Consider the following 19,850-nt stretch of genomic DNA (forward strand, 5'->3'; position numbering starts at 1 on the left):
ATGTCCGATTGAAAGGGATCGAGGATGGTGTCGATGCGTCGATCGCCATCCACAGCGCCGTCGGCTCCAAGATTATTTTCGTTACGGGGTCCCGCGAGCCCGCCAATCTGAAACGGATCGAACTGGATCATGCTGCGGCAGTACTTTTCAAGCCGCTTCGCGGCTACCAGCTCCAGGCTGCAATCGAGGCCGCCACCTCTCCGTCGCGGACTGCGGCGGTGTGAGAAAATCCTGCCGCAGGCGGCGCGCCGCTGGCGCAAGCGCGGCGTCCCAGGCAGCCGGCGCCTGCATCCTGATCGACCGGCTGCTTGGTGAGGCGCGGCTGCAAGGCACGACCGGCGAGCCTGAAGGCGTGCTGCGGAGTTGGATCAGGTGGGGGGAAGCGCCTCGTGCAAGGCGGTCAAATACTCCGCTAAGGTCGCGTGCAATCGCTGTTTCCGGGATCGCCGGTGCTGCACCCAGCCAAGCCGCGCAATCGCCCATTCAGCGCTGGAACTTGCGCCGGCGAAGGAAATGCTGACGTCCCTGGATCCGTATTGACGTAACGGCTCGCCCTGCTCGATCATGAGGCTGGTTTCGATCTGGGTCAGCGTGTTGCCTTCAATCGCGTTCGATGTGAAGGGCAGTTCGAGGTCGTAGGCATGTTCAAGATGGGCGAGGGCATGCGGCGATAGCGTGCGCAGCCGGTCAAGCTCCGCCTTTTTCAATTCGATTTCGTCGATAAACCGTGTGGTGCTGGGTCCTCGCCGCAGACCCGGACAAGCGCGAAGCGGCCGAATACCATCTTGCACATCCGAGAGCGGGCTGCGCGATGCCGCCTGACCCCCGGTAATGCTTGGCTCGGCATTATTTTTCTATCATATGAAACGACTGGATCCGCGCAAGCCCCAGGAAAAGACGATGGTCAAGATCATTGCCGGTGGTCTCGCCGACCCGCAGGTAGTCCGTCTACTCGGCGTTCACCTATCGAATGCGCGAGCACAAACCGCGCCCGGGAGCGCTCACGCGCTTGATATATCGGGCCTGATGGCACCGGAGGTTTCCTTCTGGTCCGCGTGGGAGGAGGGAAATCTGCTGGCAGTCGGCGCGATGAAGCGCCTGTCAAAGACCCACGGCGAGGTCAAGTCAATGCACACTGCCGAGACCGCTCGCCGTCGCGGCATTGGATCGGCAGTGCTGCAACACATTGTTGACGCAGCTCGCCATGGCGGAATTACAAAATTAAGCCTCGAAACCGGATCATGGGCGTATTTCCAACCGGCTGTTGCATTGTACAAGCGCCATGGATTTGTCGAGTGTGCACCGTTCGACGGATACAAGCCTGAACCGAACAGCATCTTCCTTACCCGCGATCTGCAGGCGTGATGGCATGGAACTCGGGATGAGGACCGGGGGCATGCCGATATGATCAGAACTTCGGAAGCGCAATAGTAGCGGTGCCATTTCCGCATGGCCGCTTCGGATCGGCCGGTTTCATCCGCCATCGAGCTCCGCCAATCGCTCCGCCGCTTCGATGTCATCCATGGTGTTGGCGTTGAAGAACGGGTCGAGCGGATCGACCGGCCATTCCACGGTGGCGAGTCGGTAGCGCGCGGTCCAGCGGTCGATCCTGCGGATGTCTTCCACCACCAAGGCGTGGCGCAGCGCCGCGCGCAAATCGACGCGCCACAATCCGATCACCGGATGCGACTGGCCGTCGGAAGCCGCGACCGCGAGTTCGGCTTTTTCATTGACGCGGGCGCGCTGCAGCCGCGCCACCAGATCGCGCGGCAGGAAGGGACAATCCGCCGCCGCGCTCAGCACCCACTCAACTTCCGGCCTGGCCGCCGCGGCCCAGTCGAGCGCGGCAAGGATGCCCGCGAGCGGTCCCGGGAAATTCTCCACCGTGTCGGCGATGACGGGAAGACCAAAACGCGCGAATCGCGCCGGGTCGCCATTGGCGTTGAGAATGAGCCCGTCGCATTGTGGCGCGAGCCGCGCGATGACGCGCTCGAGAATGGTGCGGCCGCCGATCTGGCGCATCGGCTTGTCGCCGCCGCCCATCCGCCGCGCCAGGCCACCGGCGAGCAGCACGCCGGGAGTTGACGGGAATTCAGTCGTCACGGTCGGCGCCCTTGCGCTTGTGGCGGGCGGATTCCTCTTCGACAAAGGCGAGGTTCTGGTCGTAGACGATGCGCTCTTCGCCCGACAGCGCGATGAAGCGTTTCCCCCGGGCGCGCCCGACCAGCGTCAGCCCAACCTGGCGGGCCAGATCGACCCCCCAGGCGGTGAACCCCGACCGCGATACCAGGATCGGGATGCCCATCCGCACCGTCTTGATGACCATCTCGGAGGTCAGCCTTCCCGTGGTGTAGAGGATCTTGTCGGCGGGATCGACGCCGTGGCGATAGATCCAGCCGGCGATCTTGTCGACGGCATTATGGCGGCCGACATCCTCGGTGTAGCAGACCGGCGTGCCCTCCTTGCACAGCACGCAACCATGGATCGCGCCGGCTTCCAGATAGAGCGAGGGCATGGTGTTGATCGCGTGCGTCATCTGATAGAGCCAGGAGGTGCGCAGTTCCGCTTTCGGCAGCGCGACGCTTTCGACCGCTTCCATGAGATCGCCGAAGGCGGTGCCCTGCGCGCAACCCGAGGTCTGGGTGCGCTTTTTCAGTTTCTGTTCGAAATTGGTATGGTGCCCGGTGCGCACCACTACCACCTGCAGGTCGTCGTCATATTCGACCTCGGTGACGACATCGTCGTATTTCAGCATGTTCTGGTTCAACAGATAGCCGAGCGCCAGATATTCCGGGTAGTCGCCGATCGTCATCATGGTGACGATCTCCTGCGCGTTGAGATAGAGCGTCAGCGGCCGCTCCACCGGGACATTGATCTCGACCGCAGCCCCGGTCTGATCGGTCCCGGCGACGCGCTCGGTCAGCCGCGGATCGTGCGGATCCGGCAGGATCAGAGGGATGGGGGTTTTGTCGATCTTTGTCATCATCGGCTTGGTCATCTGGTCCGGCTGGCATGACATTCCCTGATGGCCGATATAAAGCACCAGGGAATAAAACATAGCCCGGTTCCGTCGAAGTCTTGGAGAACATAATGAAAGTGATTGGGCTGGCGGGGTGGAGCGGCGCCGGCAAGACGACATTGCTGTCGCGTATCATCCCGCATTTGCGCGAACAGGGCCTTCGCGTTTCCGTCATCAAGCATGCCCATCACAGTTTCGATGTCGACGTGCCGGGCAAGGATTCCTGGGTGCACCGGCAGTCCGGTGCCGAGGAGGTGCTGGTGTCCTCAGGCCTGCGATGGGCCCTGATGCATGAATTGCGCGGCGCCGGCGAGCCGGGGCTGCCGGAATTGCTCAAGAAGATGTCGCGGGTCGATCTGGTCGTCGTCGAGGGCTTCAAATCCGAGCCGCATCGCAAGATCGAGGTCCATCGCGCGGCCAATGGCAAGGCGCTGCTGTTTCCCGGCGATCCCGCTATCGCCGGCCTTGCGACCGACACGGCGGTTGAAACCGCGTTGCCGGTGGCCCATCTCGATGACATCCCGGCCATCGCCGCGATGATGCAGCGCTCGGCGATATCCCGCGAAGAGGTGCTGGCGCGACGCCGGCCTGAAAGCTGAGTGCCAACATGGCGCAATTGTCCGACGATTGCTTTGCCTTCGGAGGGCCGATGATGTCGGTCGATGATGCCGTCGGCCTCATCGCGGCGCGAGTGAGCGCGGTGCAGGAGCGCGAGAGCATTTCGCTTCATGAGGCCGACGGGCGCATTCTTGCAAACGACATCGCCGCGCCGCTGCCGCTGCCGCCTTTCACGAATTCCGCCGTCGATGGCTATGCCGTGCGCGGCAGCGATCTTCCGCTTCAGGCAGAAGCCGTTTTTCCCGTGACCGGGCGCGTTCAGGCCGGCGGGTCGGCGCAAGCGCCGCTTCAGGCCGGCCACGCCATGCGGATATTCACCGGCGCGCCGATGCCTGTGGGCGCCGACACGGTGTTCATGCAGGAGGACGTGCGGCTTGACGGCAACGGCCGGGTTGTGGTCCCGGCGGGGCTAAGGCCAGGTGCCAATGTGCGCCCCGCCGGCGAAGACGTTGCCGCCGGCCATCCCGCGCTCAAAGCGGGCCAGAGGCTGCGGCCGCAGGATGTCGCACTGTTGGCCGCGTTCGGCCTGCCGCATGTCGATGTCCGCAGGCGCATTCGCGTCGCGGTTTTTTCCACCGGCAACGAGCTGGTTTCACCGGGCGATCGGCGCGGCGACGCGCAGCTGTTCGACTCCAACCGTTTCATGCTGGGGGCGCTCCTGGCGCGCCTGGGCTGCGAGGTCAGCGATCTCGGCATTATCGGCGACGATCGCGCCGCGCTGGCCGGCAGCCTGGAGCAGGTAGGCCGCAGCCACGACCTGATCCTGACCTCGGGCGGCGTTTCGACCGGCGAAGAAGACCACGTCAAGGCCGCCGTCGAAAGAGCCGGCACGCTGGTCCTGTGGCGCATGGCGATCAAGCCGGGCCGCCCGGTGGCGATGGGCATCATCGGCGGCACGCCGCTGGTCGGATTGCCGGGAAATCCGGTCGCGAGTTTTGTCACCTTTGTCCATGTGGTGCGGCCGACGGTGCTGGCGCTGTCGGGCGCCGCGCAAGAGCCGCTGCTGCCGATGCCGCTGCGCGCCGCTTTCACCTACAAAAAGAAGATCGCGCGCCGCGAATATGTCCGGGTCAATCTGCGCCAAGCGCCCGACGGCGTGCTCGAAGCAACAAAATTTCCGCGTGAGGGAGCTGGCCTGTTGTCGTCGCTGGTCGACACCGACGGGCTGGTCGAACTCGGGGAAGAGGTCACCCGGGTTGAACTTGGCCAGACCGTTGGGTTTTTATCGTATGCGAGCCTGATGTGAGCTTCCGTTGACGCTCCCAGCCGGCTTCGCCATGTTGGGCCATGACCACGACAAGCCTCGACCTCACCGGCCTCAAATGTCCGCTGCCGGCATTGAAGACGCGAAAGGCGCTGAAAGCGCTCAAACCCGGCGATATGCTCGAAGTCTGCTGCACCGATCCGCTGTCGGTGATCGATATCCCCAACCTGATCCGGGAAACCGGCGACAAGGTCGAGATCAGGGAACGCGCGGAAAGTCGAATCGTGTTCCTGATCGAAAAGGCTGGCGGTCCTGGCGGTGGTAAGGTCTGAGATCCGCGCAAGGAGCAAGAGAGCGCTGCTGGATCCGGATCAGATTTGTTGTGGAGACCGTGGATTGCTACCCTTGGTGTATCGACACAGGCCGGTTTCTGCATCAGCATTCCGCGGCAGCTAATCGTCAAGTCGTGGCGCTAGCTTGACACGCAATCCTGGCTATATAGCGATCTTTCAATACCCGGACCGGTGACGGCGAACGGCATCAAATGGTCTTACTAGGGTGTTGTTTTTTTTCCAGTGCGTTGCGCCAGCCCGGCCTTTCCTTGATCAATGGTGCGGCACAGCAAACCCGAAGCTTGCGCGCAGTAAAGCTTGTGCGCAGTAGAGGAAATCAAATAACCGTATCGTAACTACAGAATCGTAGATTTTCGCAGAGATGCCCGGGGTGGGCGGCTGTAGGGGAGGACTGAATGGCTATGTTATCGTTTCTTGATCGCGAACATACGGTCGCTGAGCCCGGCTATAGCCGATGGATGGTTCCTCCGGCGGCGCTGTGCATCCATCTGTGCATTGGCCAGGCCTATGCGTTGAGCGTTTTCAATCTTCCGATGACAAAGTTGATCGGCATTACCAAGTCGGCCCCCGACGACTGGCCGTTGACCGATTTGGGCTGGATCTTTTCGATCGCAATCGTCTGCCTTGGCCTTTCAGCCGCGATCTTCGGCCGCTGGGTGGAAGAAGGCGGACCGCGGCGGGCGATGTTCACGGCCGGCATCTGCTGGGCCGGCGGCTTTCTCGTTTCTGCGCTGGGTGTCTATGCCCACAATCTCTGGATGATCTATCTCGGCTATGGCGTGCTCGGGGGATGCGGTCTCGGCCTCGGCTATATTTCGCCGGTTTCGACGCTGATCAAATGGTTCCCTGATCGCCCAGGCATGGCCACCGGCATGGCCATCATGGGGTTTGGTGGGGGCGCCTTTATTGCCTCCCCGCTGTCGGTTTGGCTGATGTCGATATTTTCGACGCCGACGCATGTCGGGGTCGCCGAGACCTTTATTGTGATGGGCGTGATCTATCTGGTGTTCATGTGGGTCGGCGCGGCGATCGTGCGGATACCGGCGCCGGGCTGGAAGCCCGAAGGCTACACGGCGCCGGTCGTCGAGCAAAAGCTGATCACCACCAAGCACGTCTACGTCTACGACGCGATCAAAACCCCGCAGTTCTGGCTGATCTGGTGGGTGCTTTGCCTCAACGTCACCGCCGGCATCGGCGTGCTCTCACAAGCTTCCGCAATGAGCCAGGAGATGTTTCCGGGCCATGTCACCGCGGTTGCCGCTGCGGGCTTTGTCGGGCTGCTGAGCCTGTTCAACATGCTTGGCCGCTTCTTCTGGGCGTCGACGTCGGACATCATCGGTCGCAAAAACACCTATTTCTGCTTTTTCGCACTCGGGACGGTGCTCTATTGCCTGGTGCCGTGGACCGGTTCGATCGGTAGCGTCGCGCTGTTCGTACTGTGCTTCGTCGTGATCATGACCATGTATGGCGGCGGCTTCGCCACCGTGCCGGCCTATCTCAAGGATATGTTCGGCACGCGCTATGTCGGGGCCATTCACGGGGTGCTCCTGACCGCCTGGTCGGCGGCGGGCGTATTCGGTCCCGTGCTGGTCAACTATATCCGCCAGTATCAGATCGACAGCGGCGTGCCCAAGGCGCAGGCCTACAATACCACCATGGACATCATGGCGGGCTTGCTGGTGATCGGCTTTATCTGCAACTTCATGATCAAGGCCGTCCACGCGCGCTACCATATGAAGGATCACGAAGCCGAAGACACGGTCGCGGAGATTGCCGCCATTTCCAAACCCGCCGGCGCGTGAGGAGGATGACAGCATGCAAAACGCAAATCGGGACGGAACGATGAAACTGAAGCTTCTCCTCGCCTGGGGTTTTGTCGGCATCCCGCTCCTCTGGGGAGTTCTGCAGACGCTCTCTAACGCGATGAAGCTGTTTCAGTAGCCTTGTTCGGGATCCCGCGCCCTGCCGGGATGAACGCATCATGTGGCCGCGCGCAACTGCGAATCGTTAAACACCATCGCAGTTCCATGCGACCACGGAGGCAGGACGGCGGAGGCCGTTCTGCCTCGCTGCATATTTTCGGGTATACTGTTGGGTTATCTTCCCCCTTGGCATCTGGCATGCCAGAGACTAAAGTTGCGCGAAAACAGCCAAAGAGCGAGCGATACCAATGGGTCATGATGCGCAGCAGGTTCGCTCGTTCGAACATCCCGGCGAGGGACGGAAGCGCGCCAAATCGACGCCGAAGGGGCGCCAGGTCGATCCCAGGGCTGCCGAGGAGATCGCCCTGCTGCTTGGCGACCGGCCGCGGCGGCGCGACCTGTTGATCGAGCATCTGCATCTGATCCAGGATGCCTATCATCAGATTTCGGCCGCCCATCTCGCAGCCCTTGCCGACGAGATGAAGCTTGCCTTCGCCGAAGTGTTCGAGACGGCGACCTTCTACGCGCATTTCGACGTGGTGAAAGAGGGCGAGGCGAACATTGCGCCGCTGACCATCCGGGTCTGCGATTCGCTGACCTGCGCGATGCTCGGGGCGGAAAAACTGCTGCAGGAATTGCGCAACACCGCCGGTCCCGGCATTCGCGTGGTGCGTGCGCCCTGTGTCGGCCGCTGCGATACCGCGCCCGCGGCCGAGGTCGGCCATCATTTTGTCGATCACGCCAGCGCGTCCAGCGTGCTGGCGGCGGCGCAGGCCGGCGATACCCACACCCATCTGCCAGACTATGTCGACTACGATGCCTATGTCGCGGGCGGCGGCTACCAACTGCTGAAACGGCTGCGCTCCGGCGAACTGGCAAAGGAAGATCTGTTGAAGGCGCTCGACGAGGCGTCCTTGCGCGGTCTCGGCGGCGCGGGATTTCCGACGGGGCGAAAGTGGCGCGCGGTACTTGGCGAGCCGGGGCCGCGGCTGATGGCGATCAACGGCGACGAGGGCGAGCCCGGAACGTTCAAGGATCGCTATTACCTCGAAACCGATCCGCACCGCTTTATCGAGGGCATGCTGATCGGCGCCCAGGTCGTGGAAGCGCCTGAGATCTACATCTACATTCGCGACGAATATCCGGCCTCGCGCCAGATTCTCGAACGCGAGATCGCAAAGCTGCCGCCGGGCGGCCCGGTTCTGCACATGCGCCGCGGCGCCGGCGCCTATATCTGTGGCGAGGAATCCTCGTTGTTGGAAAGCCTCGAAGGCAAGCGCGGCTTGCCGCGGCACAAGCCGCCCTATCCCTTCCAGGTCGGGTTGTTCGGGTTGCCGACGCTGATCAACAACATCGAAACGCTGTGGTGGGTTCGCGACATCGTCGAAAAAGGCGCGGTGTGGTGGAAGAGCCATGGCCGCAATGAGCGCCACGGCCTGCGCAGCTATTCGGTCTCGGGGCGGGTGAAAAATCCGGGCATGAAGCTCGCGCCATCGGGCGTCACGGTGCGTGAATTGATCGACGAATTCTGCGGCGGCATGGCCGAGGGACACCAATTTCGCGCCTATCTGCCGGGTGGGGCGTCGGGCGGCATTCTGCCGGCGTCGATGGACAACATCCCGCTCGATTTCGGCACGCTGGAAAAATACGGTTGCTTCATTGGTTCGGCTGCGGTCATCATCCTGTCCGAGCAGGACAGCGTGAAGGATGCGGCGTTGAACCTGATGCACTTCTTCGAGGATGAGAGCTGCGGCCAGTGCACGCCGTGCCGGGTCGGAACGGAGAAGGCGGCGCTATTGATGCAAGAGCCAGTATGGAACCGTGGATTGCTCGAGGAATTGAGCGCGGCGATGCGCGATGCCTCGATCTGCGGTCTCGGCCAGGCGGCCTCGAATCCGCTGACGACAGTCATTAGATATTTTCCGGACGAGTTTCTGCCATGAGCATTTTCCGGCAAAGTGGGAACCGGTTTGCCGTGAGAAAATGCTCACGGTTGAAGTTTTGCGCGTATTCCGCTCGCAAAACCGGTGCCCGCTTTTGCGGAATACGCGCGAAGGAAGCTGCGCAATGACAAAAATCCAGTTCGAGCTCGACGGCCAACACGTCGAGGCCATCGACGGCGAGACCATCTGGCAAGTCGCAAAACGGCAGGGCCGCGAAATTCCGCACCTGTGTTTTTCCCCCGAGCCGGACTACCGGCCCGACGGCAATTGCCGCGTCTGCATGGTCGAGGTCGAGGGCGAGCGGGTGCTGGCGCCCTCCTGCCAGCGCACCCCTGGTGTCGGCATGAAGGTCAAATCGGCCAGCCCGCGCGCGATCGCAGCGCAGAAAATGGTGATGGAACTTCTGGTCGCCGACCAGCCGGCGCGCCGGACATCCCATGATCCCGGCTCGAAATTCTGGCACTGGGCTGAAAAAATCGAGGTCACCGAAAGCCGGTTCCCGGCGGCCCGGCGCTGGGACGGCGATGCCAGCCATCCGGCGATGCGCGTCAATCTCGATGCCTGCATCCAGTGCGGGTTGTGCGTGCGCGCCTGCCGCGAGGTCCAGGTCAATGACGTGATCGGCATGGCCTACCGCAACCACGGCTCCAAGATCGTGTTCGATTTCGACGATCCGATGGGGGAATCGACCTGTGTCGCCTGCGGCGAATGCGTGCAGGCCTGCCCGACCGGCGCGCTGATGCCGGCGGTGATGCTGGACGAGAACCAGACCCGCATCACCTATCCCGACAAGAAGGTGGACTCGCTGTGCCCGTATTGTGGCGTCGGCTGCCAGGTCACCTATCAGGTCAAGGACGACAAGGTGATCTACGCGGAAGGGCGCGACGGGCCTGCCAATCACAACCGGCTCTGCGTCAAGGGCCGCTTCGGCTTCGACTACATCCATCACCCCAATCGCCTGACCAAACCGCTGGTGCGGCTGCCGAATGTGAAGAAGGACGCCAACGACCAGGTCGATCCGGCCAATCCCTTCACGCATTTCCGCGAAGCCAGCTGGGACGAAGCGCTCGACATCGCGGCCAAAGGCCTGGTTGGGATCAGGGACCAGAAGGGCGTCAAGGCGCTGGCCGGCTTCGGCTCCGCCAAGGGTTCGAACGAGGAAGCCTATCTGTTCCAGAAGCTGGTACGCACCGGCTTCGGCTCCAACAACGTCGATCACTGCACCCGTCTGTGCCACGCCTCATCGGTTGCGGCCTTGATGGAGGGCCTCAACTCCGGCGCGGTGTCGGCGCCGTTCGCGGCCGCCATGGACGCCGAGGTCATCATCGTGATCGGCGCCAATCCCACGGTCAACCATCCGGTGGCTGCGACCTTCATCAAGAACGCGGCCAAGCGCGGCGCCAAGCTGATCGTGATGGACCCGCGCGGCCAGTCGCTGTCGCGCCATGCCTATCGACATCTGGCGTTCAAGGCCGGCAGCGACGTCGCCATCCTGAATGCGATGATCAATACCATCATCACCGAAGGTCTCACCGACGAGCAATATATCGCCGGCTATACCGAGGGTTTTGACGATCTCAAGGCGCGCATCACCGAATTCACGCCGGAGAAGATGGCGCCGATCTGCGGCATTGCGGCGGAAACCATCCGCGAAGTGGCGCGGATGTATGCGCGCTCGCGCGCCTCGATCATCTTCTGGGGCATGGGCATCAGCCAGCATGTGCACGGCACCGACAATGCGCGCTGCCTGATCGCGCTCGCTTTGATCACCGGCCAGGTCGGCCGTCCTGGCACCGGGCTGCATCCGTTGCGCGGCCAGAACAACGTGCAGGGCGCCTCCGACGCCGGACTGATCCCGATGTTCCTGCCCGATTATCAGCCGGTCGGGCGCACCGACCTGCGCGAACCCTTCGAGAAGCTCTGGCATTACGATCTCGATCCGGTCCGCGGCCTCACCGTGGTCGAGATCATCAACGCAATCCATGCCGGCGAGATCACCGGCATGTATATCGAGGGCGAGAATCCGGCGATGTCGGATCCCGATTTGCAGCATGCGCGCCAGGCGCTGGCAAAACTCGAACATCTCGTGGTCCAGGATCTGTTCGTCACCGAGACCGCGTTTCATGCCGACGTCATCCTGCCGGCCTCGGCCTTTGCCGAAAAATCCGGCAGCTTCACCAACACCGACCGTCGCGTCCAGCTGGCGCGCGAAGTGATAAAACCGCCCGGCGATGCGCGGCAGGATCTCTGGATCATCCAGGAGATCGCCCGGCGCATGGGGCTGGACTGGCACTATGACGGACCGGCCGACGTGTTCACCGAGATGACGCAGGTGATGCCATCGCTGAACAACATCACCTGGGAGCGGCTGGTGCGCGAGGGCGCGGTGACCTATCCGGTCGACCATCCTGATCAGCCCGGCAACGAAATCATCTTCACCACGGGTTTTCCGACCGAGAGCGGCCGCGGCAAGATCGTGCCGGCGCACGTGGTGCCGCCGGACGAACTGCCCGATGATGAATATCCGATGGTGCTGTCGACCGGACGCGTGCTCGAACACTGGCACACCGGTTCGATGACCAGGCGATCCCAGGTGCTCGATTCCATCGAACCGGAGGCAGTCGCCTTCATGTCGCCGAAGGATATGCGGCGCCTGAAGGTATGGCCCGGCGATTTGGTCCGGCTCGAGACCCGGCGCGGCGCCGTGGAAGTAAAAGTGCGCTCCGATCGCGACGTTCCGGAGAATATGGTGTTCATGCCGTTCTGCTATGCGGAAGCCGCCGCCAACCTGTTGACCAATCCGGCGCTCGATCCGTTCGGCAAGATTCCCGAATTCAAGTTCTGCGCGGTCAGGGCCGAGCGCGCCGAGATCAGCAACGCGGCCGAGTGACCACGCGGGCCATTGTGCCTTGGATATGACGGAAGAGCCGCCTATCAACGCGCAAAAAATTCGGCGGCATAATCGATGCCGCCGAAATCCAGCTCAAGCCGCTGTCAGCTGTCGGTGCGTCCGATGCGGCTTCAGGACGGCGGCGCCAGCACGCGGATGATCGCCATCATGCCGCTATCCTCGTGTCCGAGGATGTGGCAGTGATAGACGAAATCGCCGATGTCCATGCCGCGGAAGTCCATCCGCACCGTCACGCTCGGATAGGGGCCGGTCCCGCTCCAGAAGGGAACCTGGATCATGTCCAGGAACTGCTGCTGGCTCGGCGGCACCGGCACGCCGTTCGCCGCCAGCAACAGGAAGTGGATCTGGTGAAAGTGGAACTCGTGGTTTTCCAGCGCCCGGTTCTGGATGGTCCAATCCTCCACCGCTCCCTGATGGGTGACGATCGACGGCGGATTGTTGGGGTCGAACAGCGTCGGCGTCGCCCCGTCGACGGTGATGAAGAAGTTGGTCGGGCCGGAAGGATTGCTCGGGTCCTGCAGCACCTCGGAGAAATAGAGCGTGCGGTGCGCCGTCACCGTCGCGCTGGCAAGGCCGGCGAACATGGCCGAGCCCGCCGGCGCCGATGGGGCGGGGATGACCGGAAGGGTCGGCGCCGGATGGTTGGTGGCCTGGATGGTGGCGAGCGTCCGGGTCGGATCGTTGTCGCCATCCGGGCCGGTATTGATGTTGAGCGTGATGAAGCTGGCCTTTTTCACGCCTGCCGAGGGTCCGGTGACGATGAATTCCGCCCGCGCCGCGGGAGCCAGCAGAATGTCGGTCTGGGGCAGGAGCTTGCCCTGGCCGGTGCCGTCCTGAGAGCCGACGGGCACGCTGTCGAGCCCGACGATTTGCAGCGTTTGCGGCACGCCGTCATAGACCACCTGGAGATCGATGATGGTGTCGGCGGCGGCATTGGCGACGCGCCAGAACTCCTTTTGTCCGGGCTTCATCTGGATGATGGCCGGGGTCTCGGCCGGAAAGGCGATGGGAACGTAGTTGAGCGTGACGTCCCATGATGGAACGGCGCCGCCTGGCGTCGGGCTGCCGGCCACGTTCTGGTCGCGAACGATCAGGATCCGCTCGGGCAGACCGGCGACCGCCGGTTGGATGTTCTCGATCCCGTTGACGACGATCGCGCCGGACGCGCCGCCCAGCAGCGCCGCCTCGGCAATGCCGTGGACGTGCGGGTGATACCAGTAGAGCCCGGGCGGCTCGTTGGTCGGGAATTTCAGGGAATAGTCGAAAGTCTCGCCCGAGTTGATGATGGTGTGGATGACCTGATCGCCATGGCAGGCCGGCGTGGTGTTGGTGCCGTGGAAGTGCATGTTCAACGAGGTAATGGTCATCGTCTTGTCGCCGCATTGGTCCGACGAGTTTGACACCACCTCGGTCGGCGAGCCGGCTGGTGGCCGCGGGTTCTTGTTGGTCGCCGCGATGTTGAGCGTGTCGCCCGGATTGAGATGCAGCGTCGGCGATTCCAGGGCATGGCTGTCCGCGGTCACGAAGCAGAACAGCGTGCGGCCGGCGCTGTCCGTGGTGGTGAAGTAGTTGAGGGCTACGTTCAGCGCACTGTCGCTGCTGAAGAGATCCGGCGGCGGCGTGACGAGGCTGCCGGCGGCGGGACGCGGGCACGGGTTGGCTGGTGTGCTTGGCGACTGAGCGAAGGCGCATAGTGGCATCAGCGCCAAGCCGCCGATGCCGATCGCGATATTGCGGACGAGGCGGCGCCAACGCGCCGGCGGTCCTGAACTGGCTTCTGCGTAGTTCATCATATCCTCCCATCTGCCTTTTTGGCGTGCAACTCCCGCGGGAGCCCACACGTGCACGTGGACCTTTGCATCGGTAGCGCTGCAGGTGACGGATCAAGGATAGCGACCGGTCCAATAAAGTCCCGCGATCACCGCCCCCTCACACGATGTTCCCAACCCCCAGCCGATAACACAGACACTAAGGTAGACAGCTACCATATGTATGTTAGACTGCATTGTCAATCTAAAATTGAGTTATATAGTTATCCGACCAAAGGTTGTGGGTGGAAGAAGCCGGACCTCTTGGCTCCGTCACGACGTTCGGCAGAAAAACGGGGGGACGACAACGATGCAGCGGAGCAGTGCCGTCAAACGATCGCTGTGGATGGCCACCACGAAACTGCAACCTCGGCACCTGCTTGCAGTCGCATTGGTTGTGATCGCCGTCGGCGTGGCGGCGGCCTTCGTCGCCGTCGATCGGTTGCCACGCGGCGATGCCATCACGCCGACGCTGCAGCTGGGCGGCCCATTCAGCCTCACCGCGCCCGACGGACGCGTGGTGACCGATCGAGATTTTCGCGGCAAATGGCTGATCATTTACTTTGGTTATACGTACTGCCCGGATGCCTGCCCGACGGCCTTGAGCGACATCACCGCCGCGCTGGAGCAGCTCGGGCCCCTTGCCGACAAGGTGCAGCCGCTGTTCATCACCGTGGATCCGGATCGCGACACCCCAGAGGTGATGGCCGACTACGCCGGCTCATTCGATCCGCGCTTCCTCGGGCTGCGCGGCACCGCGGAAGAGACCGCTGCGGTCGCGGCGGAATTCCGCGTCACCTACGCGGTGCGCAAGCTCGGCCATGACGCCTACGCCATCGACCACAGCTCGTACATCTACGTCATGAACCCGGACGGCGCGTTCGCGAAGCTTTTGACCGGAGACCTGCCGGGCCATCAGCTGGCCGACGAGCTGCGACAATTGATCAGATGATGCATGCCTGCTCCGGCATTCCGCTCGAGCCGGGAGCCGCCATGGATGCCGGCACCGAAGGGGATGGCTCATGCGCTATAAGCTCAAGCGATGGCTGATCGGCCTTGGGATTGCCGGCGCCGTGGGCGCGTCGGCGGCCGGCGTCGGGCTGGCGCGGCACGTGGCGTTCGCACACGTCCCGCACCTCGCCGATGCCGACGACCAGGCCGCCGTCGCGATCGGAAAGCAGCTCTACCGGCAGCATTGCGCCTCCTGCCACGGCCGCTATCTCCAGGGACAGCCGCTCTGGCAGCTCAACGACCAGTTTGCCGGCCGGCGCGCGCCGGCCCATGACGAAACCGGTCACACCTGGCAGCATTCCGACGAAGCGCTCTTCCTCATGACCAAATTCGGCAGGTTCGAGCCGGCAGCGGCGGATCGCGCCTCCTTCATGCCGGCCTTCAAGGACGTTCTCAGCGACGCCGATCTCCTCGCCGTCATCGCCTTCATCAAGCGGCGCTGGCCGCTCGGGCTGCGCGCCTCGCAGGCGATGCTCAACCCCGGCCTTGCGGGGATGCCGGCGGATGCCGCCGGAATCGCGTGGAAGCTGCCGCCCACATGCATGGCCAACGTCGTCCGCCAGGACTCCTCGCGGTAGCTCGGGAAGCCAGCGAGCTCAGGATCCGAGCAACGCGGCGAAGCAGGGCGGTCGCGATCAGTCAGACCGGACCGCGGTTGTGTTAGCCCCGCAGATCAGCCCCGCAACGCGCTCGTCCGGCGCTGGCGCGTATTTTCCCGACAGCAGCGCGCGCCACAGCGTCGGGGAGCCCTCCGGTTCGACCGCGCAAATCGGCATTCAATTGGTACCGCCCGCGACCGCAGTCTGCTGCGCGAGCTGGTTTTTTGCCACGATCGCTTCGAGCCGCGCGATGTTTTCCAAAAGACGCTGGCTGGTGAGAACAAGGAAGTAGTAACCGAATTGCGGGTTCTGGAAGTAGATCTCGAGCAGCTTTTCGTAAGTGATGGTCAGGACATGGCCGTCCTCGATGCATTCGATCGTCGCCGTTCGCCGGTTATTGGGCGTAAGGAAGCCAAGCTCGCCCATCAGACGTCCCGGCGGAAGCTCGACGCTGATTTCCTTTACCAGGAAATTTCCGGTGACGGTCAGGAGCATTTCGTGCGCCGTATCGTCCTTTTTGAACAGAATATCGCCCTTGCGATATTTGCGCTCGGTCATGAACGGCTTGAGCCATTCCATCGAGGTATCGCCCTGTGTCGCGGCACGCGCCTTCTTGACCAGATTGAGCATTTGACGGAGCCGAAAGGCATTGATGGGAAGCAACAGCAGGTACAGAAGGAAGGTCTTGACGTCTCCGGCCAGCGCGCCAAAGCCGACAAAGAACCCGCAGCCAACCATGTTCGCGACCCGCAACGGCACCATCGTCTGCGTCAGCAAAGTGGCGACAAAGAAGATGGCGCCCACCAGGGCAAACATGTTGGCAAGCGTGATGTTGGCCAGGAAAATCTCCAGAAGGCGGTTGAATATCGCGTCATAGGTGACGTTGTTGGGGTCGAGACCGAGTTGAAGCAGGATCTTTGCGATCCTGAGGTTATCGGCCGCCGTATCGAGAATGCGATCCAGGATTGTCGACAGGTCTGCGCCGCCAAGTACCATCGGAACCTCCATGCGCCTCGGCGAGTTAGAACGGTTCTCTCAAGTATAGCCGTTCAAACCGCCCCGCATCAGCCCGATCCTGCACTCGGCGTGCGTCAAAAATAATCAAAGCGCCAAAAATAGATTGCGGTCTTGAGCGCGATGATGCCGGCCAGGGCGCCCCCCGTCAGCAGGATTGTAGTGGCGGCCACACAAATTCGCTTGATCAGCGCCAGGCCTGTTCCCGGCGCACCTGCTCCGGCCGCGGCTCGCTTTGCCGGTCGATAGGCCACCCGATCCAGCGGGCTCCGAGGTTGCGTCAGCATGGTCATATCTGGGATCCTTCGCTTCCTTGTGCCCGCCGGGCACGCGCAATGCGTCCTTTCAAAAGGCGTAAAGTTGCTTCAGCCGGCGCTTGACCGCAGCCTTCGTCTTTGCGATGACGCCGGCCAACTGCCGGCGAGGCCGCCTCGAAAGGCGGATCACCGGCCTGAGGTGCCGCACCAGCGGATTGCCGCTGTTTTCCAGGTCGAGTTCGAACCTCTCGGATGGATATATCGTTGCGCACCCCGCTGGCCGGCTCTTCCGCCTTGCAAACGCCAGCGCGGAATACCGGAACAGGAAAATTCCGCCAAACCGGCCCTTGACGTCGCGGGCGATCCAAAAACCTTCCTTGTTGCGGCCGATGAAAAATGCCGGGACCGCCTCGTTGACGATGTCGGGATCGAGCGGTTGAAATTGCGCGCTGACGGCTGCGGGCTGCTCGGCGGGCACAATGCCGGGACGCTCACCTTGCCGCGTGATCGCAGCGGTCGGACGCACGGTTTCACGTCGTTCCCGAACGTGCTCTTTCCGGTTTGCGGTATCAAAAGTGATCGTGGCCATGGCGGCCTCCTCGCGAATCTTGCCGCCATGATGTGCCGACGAGGCCATAGGAATGCCAGATGGCCCGGCGTTGCCTCGCATAGGAGCGACATAAGAATCCTTGACGGACATAGCGCCGTTCCAACGCTGCGGGCATTTATATCGCGGCTATGACAGGCAAGCGCAGCCCGCCTCGATTTCCTATGCAGACATCTGCATCTTCGGTCCAATCGTCCGCCATTCAGGCTGACGGCGGAGATCGAAGATGTTTCACTATTCAGCTTTTGGCGCGGAGCCTCACATGCGACAGCTTTCATTCATCGCAAGGGTTGTTTTTTCCATCCTGCGCCAAGTCGTCAGCTCCGCGCTGACGTTTCTCGGTCCATCCTGGGATGGGCCGGTCAGGAAATACCGGCCGGAAGATCACTATATGCGCGGCCCCGGACCGAAATGGCGCGAGAAGCACTTGCTGGGTCGCGCATCCGTCGGAGGCAGCTGAGCCTGCGCAATGTTCCTCGCAGACCGATTCGGTGAAACCTGTCATTTCAGGCCACGGGCATTGGCCTCTCACTCCCTCCCCCGCTCTTCGCGGGGGAGGGTGGGGTGGGGGCGCGGCATCGGCGGTGTTGGTTACGTGTGGCCGCGTGCGGACGCGGGGGATGTCATCGGATCTCACGCCGCATTTTCGATCTGGCCGAAGCCCTGGCGATAGGCGGAAAGCACGAGACCCTGCTCGCACCTGACGCCGGCCTCGATCCGAAAGCCCATCTGCTCCAGCTTGGCGCGGATTTTCATGCACAAGCCGCTTTCGCGGGAGTCGATCAGGACCGCGATCGCCGCGCTGGCACTGAGGAATGGCGAGATCTGGGTCAGCGCCGCCTCGATCGCCGTCAGCGAGTTTTGGCCGGCGATCAGGCCGACCGCGTGCTGTGCTCTGGGAATGCGGCAGGTCGCGGTGGTCGCGACGCGAACGAACCCGCGCCGCCGCAGCGCAAGATAGAGTTGCAGACTGCCGCTGCCGGCGACGATGGCGCGATGCAGCTTGGATAAACGCGTGAGCCCGATCATGGTATCGACGACCTGCTCCGGGTTCGCGACGGAATGAGGCTGATCCATCTGGCTCTCCTGAATGAAGGGCGCCGGATTGTTCACGCGACGCGCCGTGTGACGGCGAAGGGGAGCTTGCCGTCAATGTCCAGTTCGATTTCGCGAGACAACTCGACGATCGTTTCGGGGTGATGGCCATTCTCGAACAGCGCGTATTTGACGGCTTGCGCGCGGTTGACGAACAGGCCGCCGTAGAGACCGTTCTGTTGCCGGGCGACCCAGTTGCCGCGGCTGTTCTTGCCGATGAAGACGATTGCAGACGGAAAACTGCACGAGGGAGGTTCGACGAGCTTCACGTTGGTATTCCTTATCCTGGGCGAGTTGCGCGCACTTCCGACGCCGCCGGCTCATCCGTTGTTATGCTTTTCAAGTGTTCTGGGTGATGGGGGGAGGGCCTTAACTCATGCTCGCAATATCTTCCTGTCCGGATATGAATGCGAGAGCGACAAGACCACGATCTCATATGAACCGCATAGGATCGCGCGGGGGCCGTTCAAACCGGGACCGCGTGATTGAAGACGCTGACCAGAAAAAACAACGCCGCGTAGGCCACCGTCTCGTCCCAGTGGTTGAGAACAACGTCGAACGGAAGCTCGCGCTTGATCGTGCCGATGATGGCGCTGACGATGATGGACATCCACAGCAGCGCTCCAAGGCTCAGACCGAAGCCGATGCCGCCGAAAGCGGCGAAAACGACCAGGATGCTCGTTCGCAGCGCAAAGCGAACCAGCACCTGGGCGGATCTCAATTCTCGCGGCTGAACAGGGAACTGCGCCAAAACTCGAAACTCCCAAAACCTTTTCTACGCGGCTCAGGCGAAATTGTCGCAGCAGAACGGCACGTCAAACCGACTGACGTCGCGCACGTCGCGCGCTACGATCGGGACGCTTGGCCGGCTCGATGGAGCAGCGACCCGCTGGGCCTCGACGAACGCGCCGAGGATCGCCAGCGCCAGATCCGCGTGGCGGCTTTCGATCGACCGGTCGAGCCACTCGGGAAGCTCGCGCTCGCGCGACAGCGCGCAGTACCACTCGCCCTCGTCATAGGCGATGCGGCGAACCTGCCAAAGCGGCAGTTCCAGATCGATCAGAGCCAGCGCGGCATCGGTCCAGGCTTCGGCCGCGGTCAACCGCGCGATCCGCGCCGTCTTCGCGGTCTGTCCCATGGACGGAAAACGCCGGCATGCCTCGCCGATCACATCTGACATGAGCTCGGCCGTCACGGCGTGCGCGGTGCGCAGCCGGCTGCTGAGCTCGACGGGACTTCGACGTGCTTTGAGTAGCCGCATGGCATTATCTCCCATCAGGCGCGGCCGCGATCGGCCGCACCCGCAACATGGTCAAGATGCCATTTGAAAACGAGATGGGACGGGCGCCCGGGAAATAGAGATGTCATAAGTACACGCGGGTAGGGCGGCCGGTCCCCATGGCCGGCGCGTGGTCCCGGCCGACGGTTAGGCTCCCCTCCCCCCACGCGCATCGCGCGTGGCGGGGAGGGAGCCTGCCCCGGACTTGAT

Annotated in this window: 21 protein-coding genes and 1 pseudogene; 11 read left to right on the top strand and 11 right to left on the bottom strand. The window is 62.7% G+C overall.

Features of this window, described 5'->3' with window-relative positions; translation table 11 throughout:
- Positions 1 to 224 (top strand): response regulator (locus tag ABSG20_RS09350; protein WP_423864217.1); only part of this gene is annotated, 224 nt, incomplete at its 5' end.
- A gap of 144 nt (positions 225 to 368) precedes the next feature.
- Here the strand turns inward: ABSG20_RS09350 and ABSG20_RS09355 are convergent.
- Positions 369 to 707: a hypothetical protein gene (locus ABSG20_RS09355; RefSeq protein ID WP_423864218.1), complete on the bottom strand. Its 339-nt coding sequence runs from the start codon at positions 705 to 707 to the stop codon at positions 369 to 371.
- Between the two features lie 193 nt (positions 708 to 900).
- Between ABSG20_RS09355 and ABSG20_RS09360 the strand changes: the two genes are divergently transcribed.
- Positions 901 to 1,365 (top strand): GNAT family N-acetyltransferase, encoded by a 465-nt coding sequence (locus ABSG20_RS09360; RefSeq protein WP_423864219.1) that lies wholly within the window; start codon positions 901 to 903, stop codon positions 1,363 to 1,365.
- 108 nt (positions 1,366 to 1,473) lie between these two features.
- Here the strand turns inward: ABSG20_RS09360 and mobA are convergent, their stop codons facing one another.
- On the bottom strand, positions 1,474 to 2,103 hold the full coding sequence (gene mobA, locus ABSG20_RS09365) for a molybdenum cofactor guanylyltransferase MobA (RefSeq protein ID WP_423864220.1): 630 nt from the start codon (positions 2,101 to 2,103) through the stop codon (positions 1,474 to 1,476).
- On the bottom strand, positions 2,093 to 2,983 hold the full coding sequence (locus tag ABSG20_RS09370; RefSeq protein WP_423864237.1) for a formate dehydrogenase accessory sulfurtransferase FdhD: 891 nt from the start codon (positions 2,981 to 2,983) through the stop codon (positions 2,093 to 2,095). The genes mobA and ABSG20_RS09370 overlap by 11 nt, the downstream gene beginning before the upstream one ends.
- Positions 2,984 to 3,090: 107 nt before the next feature.
- On the opposite strand from ABSG20_RS09370, the gene mobB reads away from it, so the two are divergent.
- The 6 genes and pseudogenes from mobB to fdhF all read left to right on the top strand — a co-directional run bounded on the left by mobB (position 3,091) and on the right by fdhF (position 11,949).
- A complete protein-coding gene (gene mobB / locus ABSG20_RS09375; RefSeq protein WP_423864221.1) occupies positions 3,091 to 3,618 on the top strand; it encodes a molybdopterin-guanine dinucleotide biosynthesis protein B in 528 nt (175 codons plus the stop codon).
- Between the two features lie 8 nt (positions 3,619 to 3,626).
- Complete coding sequence (locus ABSG20_RS09380) at positions 3,627 to 4,883, top strand: molybdopterin molybdotransferase MoeA (RefSeq protein WP_423864222.1); 1,257 nt, start codon at positions 3,627 to 3,629, stop codon at positions 4,881 to 4,883.
- 41 nt (positions 4,884 to 4,924) lie between these two features.
- Positions 4,925 to 5,173: a sulfurtransferase TusA family protein gene (locus ABSG20_RS09385; protein WP_423864223.1), complete on the top strand. Its 249-nt coding sequence runs from the start codon at positions 4,925 to 4,927 to the stop codon at positions 5,171 to 5,173.
- Positions 5,174 to 5,595: 422 nt separating this feature from the next.
- A pseudogene (locus tag ABSG20_RS09390) lies at positions 5,596 to 7,135 on the top strand (L-lactate MFS transporter).
- Between the two features lie 229 nt (positions 7,136 to 7,364).
- The gene (locus tag ABSG20_RS09395; RefSeq protein WP_423864224.1) at positions 7,365 to 9,059 is read left to right on the top strand and encodes an NADH-ubiquinone oxidoreductase-F iron-sulfur binding region domain-containing protein; all 1,695 of its coding nucleotides are present in this window, start codon (positions 7,365 to 7,367) and stop codon (positions 9,057 to 9,059) included.
- Positions 9,060 to 9,183: 124 nt separating this feature from the next.
- The gene (gene fdhF, locus ABSG20_RS09400) at positions 9,184 to 11,949 is read left to right on the top strand and encodes a formate dehydrogenase subunit alpha (protein ID WP_423864225.1); all 2,766 of its coding nucleotides are present in this window, start codon (positions 9,184 to 9,186) and stop codon (positions 11,947 to 11,949) included.
- A gap of 131 nt (positions 11,950 to 12,080) precedes the next feature.
- Here the strand turns inward: fdhF and ABSG20_RS09405 are convergent, their stop codons facing one another.
- Complete coding sequence (locus ABSG20_RS09405) at positions 12,081 to 13,760, bottom strand: multicopper oxidase family protein (RefSeq protein ID WP_423864226.1); 1,680 nt, start codon at positions 13,758 to 13,760, stop codon at positions 12,081 to 12,083.
- Positions 13,761 to 14,175: 415 nt separating this feature from the next.
- Here ABSG20_RS09405 and ABSG20_RS09410 point away from each other — a divergent pair, with 415 nt between their 5' ends.
- Positions 14,176 to 14,730: an SCO family protein gene (locus ABSG20_RS09410; protein ID WP_423864227.1), complete on the top strand. Its 555-nt coding sequence runs from the start codon at positions 14,176 to 14,178 to the stop codon at positions 14,728 to 14,730.
- 70 nt (positions 14,731 to 14,800) lie between these two features.
- On the top strand, positions 14,801 to 15,367 hold the full coding sequence (locus tag ABSG20_RS09415; protein ID WP_423864228.1) for a c-type cytochrome: 567 nt from the start codon (positions 14,801 to 14,803) through the stop codon (positions 15,365 to 15,367).
- 198 nt (positions 15,368 to 15,565) lie between these two features.
- Here the strand turns inward: ABSG20_RS09415 and ABSG20_RS09420 are convergent, their stop codons facing one another.
- The 3 genes from ABSG20_RS09420 to ABSG20_RS09430 all read right to left on the bottom strand — a co-directional run bounded on the left by ABSG20_RS09420 (position 15,566) and on the right by ABSG20_RS09430 (position 17,248).
- Positions 15,566 to 16,384 carry a Crp/Fnr family transcriptional regulator gene (locus tag ABSG20_RS09420; RefSeq protein WP_423864229.1) on the bottom strand — a complete coding sequence of 273 codons (819 nt, stop codon included), beginning with the start codon at positions 16,382 to 16,384 and terminating at the stop codon, positions 15,566 to 15,568.
- Positions 16,385 to 16,479: 95 nt separating this feature from the next.
- Positions 16,480 to 16,695, bottom strand: coding sequence for a hypothetical protein (locus ABSG20_RS09425; protein WP_423864230.1), 216 nt, complete (start codon positions 16,693 to 16,695; stop codon positions 16,480 to 16,482).
- 52 nt (positions 16,696 to 16,747) lie between these two features.
- Positions 16,748 to 17,248 (bottom strand): hypothetical protein, encoded by a 501-nt coding sequence (locus ABSG20_RS09430; protein WP_423864231.1) that lies wholly within the window; start codon positions 17,246 to 17,248, stop codon positions 16,748 to 16,750.
- A gap of 280 nt (positions 17,249 to 17,528) precedes the next feature.
- Between ABSG20_RS09430 and ABSG20_RS09435 the strand changes: the two genes are divergently transcribed.
- Positions 17,529 to 17,726 (top strand): hypothetical protein, encoded by a 198-nt coding sequence (locus ABSG20_RS09435; RefSeq protein ID WP_423864232.1) that lies wholly within the window; start codon positions 17,529 to 17,531, stop codon positions 17,724 to 17,726.
- Positions 17,727 to 17,899: 173 nt separating this feature from the next.
- Here the strand turns inward: ABSG20_RS09435 and ABSG20_RS09440 are convergent, their stop codons facing one another.
- The 4 genes from ABSG20_RS09440 to ABSG20_RS09455 form a co-directional block, all read right to left on the bottom strand.
- The gene (locus tag ABSG20_RS09440; protein ID WP_423864233.1) at positions 17,900 to 18,343 is read right to left on the bottom strand and encodes a hypothetical protein; all 444 of its coding nucleotides are present in this window, start codon (positions 18,341 to 18,343) and stop codon (positions 17,900 to 17,902) included.
- 32 nt (positions 18,344 to 18,375) lie between these two features.
- Positions 18,376 to 18,630: a hypothetical protein gene (locus tag ABSG20_RS09445; RefSeq protein ID WP_423864234.1), complete on the bottom strand. Its 255-nt coding sequence runs from the start codon at positions 18,628 to 18,630 to the stop codon at positions 18,376 to 18,378.
- A 197-nt stretch (positions 18,631 to 18,827) separates the two neighbouring features.
- Positions 18,828 to 19,067 (bottom strand): hypothetical protein, encoded by a 240-nt coding sequence (locus tag ABSG20_RS09450; protein WP_423864235.1) that lies wholly within the window; start codon positions 19,065 to 19,067, stop codon positions 18,828 to 18,830.
- Between the two features lie 78 nt (positions 19,068 to 19,145).
- Positions 19,146 to 19,622: a hypothetical protein gene (locus ABSG20_RS09455; RefSeq protein WP_423864236.1), complete on the bottom strand. Its 477-nt coding sequence runs from the start codon at positions 19,620 to 19,622 to the stop codon at positions 19,146 to 19,148.
- Positions 19,623 to 19,850 lie beyond the last annotated feature (228 nt).

It is taken from the genome of Bradyrhizobium sp. (assembly GCF_049512235.1).
GTDB lineage: Bacteria > Pseudomonadota > Alphaproteobacteria > Rhizobiales > Xanthobacteraceae > Bradyrhizobium.